This is a genomic window from Lishizhenia sp. (genome assembly GCF_033720595.1).
In the GTDB taxonomy this organism is placed as follows: Bacteria; Bacteroidota; Bacteroidia; order Flavobacteriales_D; family Crocinitomicaceae; genus Lishizhenia.
Genome location: NZ_JAWWCF010000225.1, coordinates 1 through 4,101 on the forward strand (window position 1 = coordinate 1; position 4,101 = coordinate 4,101).

A 4,101-nucleotide genomic window follows, 5' to 3' on the forward strand; every position below is an offset into this window, starting at 1 on the left:
ATACAAGCCACAAGCTGCCGAACTCATAGGAGTTGTCACCTCGATATATTTCACTTTTGCCCCTTTAATGGACTCCTTTACCTTAAAACGAATTGAAATTAAATTCTTCTCTAGAAGAGTATCTACTTCAACGGCTTTTCCAATAAATATATCTGTTGACTGACTATAAGCTTCCTCTGTTAACTTACCTAGTTTCATACAGCTACAAGCCATTACTTGGATACTTACGAATATCCCCACTCCTATTGCTAGTAATTTCTTCATGTTATACAATTTCCTTTAATGTTTCAAGACCAATACCTCTTGACCCTTTTAATAATATTAGTCTGTTCTCCACTGCCTGACTCTGTAAATATTCACTCGCTTCTTCTTTGGTAGCAAAGGCCACTAAGTTCTTTTCTAAAGAAGCATAAATCGGTCCAACAAAATAAGCTTTAAGTTCAAGCTCATTTACTAAGTCAACAATCTTTTGATGCTCATCAATACTTTCGTCTCCTAGTTCTAGCATATCCCCTAATACAACTAGTTTTTCTTTGTCCTTAGCCTGCATTTTGGCAAAACTCAACAACGCAGAACTTACACTGCTCGGGTTAGCATTATAGGCATCAAGTATCAATGTATTTTGTTTGTCTGTTTGAACTACTTGGGATCTGTTATTACTTGGGATGTAATTCATCAACGCAGACTGTATGCCGCTGTCTGAAACACCAAAGTAATGTCCCACTGCTGCCGCACACAAAAGATTAAGGTAATTGTACTCACCAATAATCCTTGTTTTTATTAACGGTGATGTGTACGCGTCATAACTGTATTTCATTTCTACAAAAGGTGTGAGCGCAAGTAATTCACCCTTAACATCTCCTCCATTGTAAAAAATACATTTCAAATCTTTGGGCAGGTTTTCCTTCAATACTTCATTCTCGTAATCACAGAACAAAACACTTTCAGCTGAAGCATTATCCGCAATATACCTGTACATCTCTGTCTTTGTTCTAATCACTCCTTCTAGAGAACCAAAGCCTTCTAAATGCGCTCTACCCACATTGCTTATAATTCCAAAATCTGGCGCTGCAATACTGCACAATTCTTGAATATCACCGGGTTTATTGGCCCCCATTTCTATCACTGCAAACTCATGATGTTCTCGCAGTTTTAAAAGTGTTAAGGGTACACCAATATGATTATTCAAATTCCCCTCTGTTGCAAGTGTATTGTATTTTTGAGACAAGGTAGTATTGATCAATTCTTTGGTAGTAGTTTTACCATTAGACCCAGTAATCCCAAGCACAGGTATTCCCATTTTCTTTCTATGGTAATTGGCCAAAGCTTGTAAAAATTGAAGTCCATCCTCTACCCATAGAATATCCTCTCCATTGGCAAATTCAACTTCGTCTACAATCGCATATTTGGCACCGTTTTCTATTGCTTGAACGGCATAATTATTACCATTAAAATTTTCACCTTTTAGAGCAATATACATCACTCCTTCCTCTAACTTTCTTGTGTCTATACTTACTCCTTTGCACGTATAGAATAGTTCAAACAATTTTTCCATAGCATAAAAAAGCCCCGACACTCTAATGCCAGGGCTTATTAATTTTATTTTAAATTACTTCTGATCTTGGTAACCTAATCCAACTGGAGAACCAACTCTATCCATTGCACATCTAAATCCAATGTAATCTGTTGCTTGTCCCTCGTCTAAGAATCTTCTGTTACCACCTACTAACCAGTAAGCTCTATCTCTCCAAGAACCACCTTTGTATACTCTTGACTTATCAGATATCAAAGTTGTTGGCCAAGCAGCAGTATTTGCTCCACCCGCTTTCACTTTCTGTCCAGACAAGTTGTACTCTTCGTAAGTATTCTGGTACATAATCAAATCTGGGTTTCTCTTCGCCTGATTGATATCGTTCTTACGTTCTTCGTTATCATAGAAAATAGAACTCTCAATGTCACCATCTAAGTAATCAATGTAGTCATCTCTTCTGTAGTTCAATCTACCGATGTTCTCCTCCTCCGTTACATTTCTGTATCTTAATCTTCCAGGTACATCTTCAATAAACTCTCTAAATCCATCTCTTAAGATTGAGATAATTTCAAAGGCATAAACTTCTCCGTCTGGTCCTTCTCTTAACTCATCTGCAAAAATCTCATCAAAAATTCTCTCTTGAACAATCATTGAAGCTTCGATATCATACTTTCTGTTCTTTCTGTCAACAGCAATATCTAATACTTCGTTAATTTGACGGATGATAGATAATTCAATTGAATCTTTTACAAATCCTTGAGATACGTAGAATGGATCTGGAGCATAACCACTTTTCACAGGGAACTCAGACTCATTTGTTTTGTTAATTCCAACTGGAATAACTGTATCCTCTGGATTGTGTAAGTCCGCTGAAATTCTTTGGTAACGTACTCTTTCAAATTCGTTCAAGTATTCTTTCATACCGTGAACATCATACATTACTTGCTGATTCTTCGCGTCAACAATACCTTCGTTGTTCAATAATTTTGTTTTGAAAACATTACCTCTAAATGGTCTGAATTCATCAAAATCTTCAGAAGACAATGGTCTGTATACGTCTAATACCCATTCCGCAACGTTACCAGCCATGTTGTATAAACCGTAATCATTTGGCCAGTATGCCGTAACTGGTGCTGTTACATCAGCAGCATCGTTTAAGTTACCAGCAACTCCCATGTAGTCACCTCTACCTCTTACGAAGTTCGCTCTAATTGCTCCTGTAAACTCTTCGTTATCCTGACGAACCCAGTGTCCGTTCCAAGGATATTGTTTTCTTTCTGTAATTAACTCTGCATTTTCATTTTGCAAGTTTCCGATTAAACCGTAGTAAGCAAATTCCCATTCAGCTTCAGTTGGGAGCCTGTAACGTGGTAATAAAATACCATCTTCCATTCTCACTTTACGCTTTCCTGGCTTATTTCCTTTTCTACCTGTTAGGTTATTTGGATTGTAGTCATCTAATTGATCTTCCATTATAACACCTTCATCGTACTGATCTGCTAAGTAAGACTCTGTATTAAATGTTTCACCGTCTGCTTGATCTGGAACGAATTCCAATAAACCTTCACGGATTAAAATCCATTCGTTTACACGGTCCGTTCTCCACTTACAGTATTCGTTAGCTTGTAACCAAGAAACACCAACTACTGGGTAGTCTCTGTAAGCTGGGTGACGTAAATAGTACTCAACATATTTCTCGTTAAATGCTAATGGAGATCTCCATACTAGCGTATCAGGCAAAGCATTTTTGTAAATCATTGGGTACGTTTCGTACGCACGCTTTGTCCAATAAAGATATTCTAACCAGTGGAAGTTAGTAACCTCTGTTTGATCCATGTAAAATGAAGAAACAGTAACTCTTCTCGGACGGTTATTCCAATCCTTCATTACATCATCTTCCACTCTACCCATCGTAAAAGTACCACCTTCTACTAGTACTAAACCTGGACCTTGTTCTTGTTCTTCGAAAGGTGCTTTTTCGAAACCTCCCATTTCTGGGTTGTTGTATTCCCATCCCGTAGAACTTGAGGAATCATTCACCTTACATGAAACTACCAAAGCAACTAAGGCTGCTGCTCCGAACATATATTTTAGAATTCTCATATCTATAGTTTCTAATTTAATTCTTGCAAATTTACTTTCAATAACGATTAATCAAATAAACGTTACAATCTTTTTTTTATTAAAATGAAGGACAACTAATTGTTCTGAATCTTTGTGGTTTTTTCGTACAGTTAATGTTCAATCCAAGAGAAACTTCGTGTGCTCCTCCGGAAGTACCATTATTTAACTGAGAAACAGTAACATCGTAACTGTACCCCACTTTAAAGTTGTCTGATTCTAGACCTACACTTAAAATAAATGCATCTCTATTTCTTAACCATGCTCCTGCCGTAAACACACCGTACTTAACGTAGGTACCTATGTTCAATTCAACAAAACCTTGTTGGTACTGGAAAATAACGTTAGGCATAATCGTCGTTACATTTCTGTATTGTGATTTAGATCCTAAAGGAATTTTAGCTCCAACGTGTGCATTGTAACGAATCGGCATTTTACTTTCTCCTACG

At 37.1% G+C, this 4,101-nt stretch carries 4 protein-coding genes; all 4 read right to left on the reverse strand.

The features are described 5' to 3' along the window. Positions 1-264 (reverse strand): hypothetical protein (locus R3333_RS12905; protein WP_318959185.1); only part of this gene is annotated, 264 nt, incomplete at its 3' end. Position 265: 1 nt separating this feature from the next. Then, positions 266-1,555, reverse strand: coding sequence for a UDP-N-acetylmuramoyl-tripeptide--D-alanyl-D-alanine ligase (locus R3333_RS12910; protein WP_318959186.1), 1,290 nt, complete (start codon positions 1,553-1,555; stop codon positions 266-268). Positions 1,556-1,609: 54 nt separating this feature from the next. Continuing rightward, positions 1,610-3,634, reverse strand: a complete 2,025-nt coding sequence (locus R3333_RS12915; RefSeq protein WP_318959187.1) for an SUMF1/EgtB/PvdO family nonheme iron enzyme — start codon at positions 3,632-3,634, stop codon at positions 1,610-1,612. A gap of 79 nt (positions 3,635-3,713) precedes the next feature. Continuing rightward, positions 3,714-4,101, reverse strand: a 388-nt coding sequence (locus R3333_RS12920) for a type IX secretion system membrane protein PorP/SprF (protein ID WP_318959188.1), incomplete at its 5' end; no start/stop codon positions are given.